At 38.3% G+C, this 985-nt stretch carries 2 protein-coding genes; both read left to right on the forward strand.

Features of this window, described 5'->3' with window-relative positions; translation table 11 throughout:
• Nucleotides 1-268: transposase (locus A9G36_RS07815; RefSeq protein ID WP_141670639.1), on the forward strand; the 268-nt coding region annotated here is incomplete at its 5' end.
• Nucleotides 268-985 (forward strand): IS3 family transposase (locus A9G36_RS07820; protein ID WP_065585608.1); only part of this gene is annotated, 718 nt, incomplete at its 3' end. The genes A9G36_RS07815 and A9G36_RS07820, both read left to right, overlap by 1 nt.

Here is a 985-nt window from a genome sequence, read left to right on the forward strand (position 1 = left end):
GGATTTAATGATGAAAAAAATGACTGAACATCAAATCGTCGCTATTTTAAAAGAAGCTGAAGCGGGTATTCCGGTTAAAGAACTGTGCCGTAAATATGGCGTGGGTAATTCAACTTTCTATAAATGGCGAGAAAAATACGGCGGAATGGAAACTTCGGATATCAAACGCTTAAAGGAGCTGGAGGCTGAAAATCGCAAGCTTAAGCAGATGTTTGCCGAACTGAGCTTAAAATCCCAGCTTCAGGAAGAAATCATAAAAAAGCTTTAGTGCCCACAAAGGCACGTAAAACGTGGGCACAGCAACTACAACAAAATCATTCAGTTACTATTACTATGAGTTGTGCCATTGTTGGCTTAAGCCGTTGTGCTTACTATTATAAACCTAAGTTACCGGATGATTCAGTGATTATTTCGGTGTTGAATGCTATCACGGAAAGGCATTTACGCTGGGGTTTTCCTAAATGTTTTAATCGTATCAGAAAGCTCGGCTATAAATGGAATCATAAACGGGTATATCGGGTGTATTGTGAATTAAAGCTTAATCTCAGGGTAAAGCGTAAAAAACGTATTCCTCTACGATGCCCAGAAAGGTTATTAGCCCCCAATAAACAAGGTGAATGTTGGTCAATGGATTTTATGAGTGACAGTAGTCGTAATCAACGTCGCTTTAGAACATTCAATGTCATCGATGACTTTAATCGTGAGGCGTTAGGGATTGATATTGCAGTAAGCTTACCAGCAGGAAGGATTACCCGTTACTTAGATAAACTGGCTGAATATCATGGATATCCATTAAAAATACGAGTAGATAATGGACCAGAATTTACAGGAAAAACCTTTATAAACTGGGCTAAATCACATGATATAGCCATTGATTATATAAAGCCCGGTAGCCCTTATCAAAATGGTTACATTGAACGATTTAACCGGACTTATCGAACTGAAGTGTTAGATTTATATCTTTTTAACAACCTAGCGCAAGCAA

Source organism: Gilliamella sp. Choc6-1 (assembly GCF_001690385.1).
In the GTDB taxonomy this organism is placed as follows: Bacteria; Pseudomonadota; Gammaproteobacteria; order Enterobacterales; family Orbaceae; genus Gilliamella; species Gilliamella apicola_A.